Below are 419 nucleotides of genomic sequence, written 5' to 3' on the forward strand. Positions count from 1 at the left end.
GGCCGGGGAGGACGACGAGCACGCCCGCGCGCAGGCCGGGCGCTCGCGGGCGCTGCACATCGGGCTGCTGGAAAACGGCTACAACCTCGTCGCCACACTGCCCGCCGACGTGTTCCTCAGCGACCGCATCGCGCAGTTGCAGCCGGACATGGTGATCGTGGACGCCGAAAGCGCCGCCCGCGACGCGCTGGAGCACGTCGTGCTCGCCACGCGCGAGGCGCCCCGGCCGATCGTGCTCTTCACCAACGACGAGGACACCACCCACGTCAAGGACGCGGTGGCCGCGGGCGTCACCGCGTACATCGTGGCGGGCCTCGCGCCCCAGCGCATCCGCCCGATCCTGGACGTGGCCATGGCGCGCTTCCAGCACGAGCAGGCGCTGCGGGCCGAACTGGCCGACGCGCGCGGCGCCCTGCAGG

At 73.7% G+C, this 419-nt stretch carries 1 protein-coding gene; it reads left to right on the plus strand.

Translation table 11 applies throughout. The features are described from left to right. Window positions 1-419: ANTAR domain-containing response regulator (locus tag AC066S_RS39645; protein ID WP_478272038.1), on the plus strand; the 419-nt coding region annotated here is incomplete at both ends.

Source organism: Bradyrhizobium sp. CFUWI, from assembly GCF_056429085.1.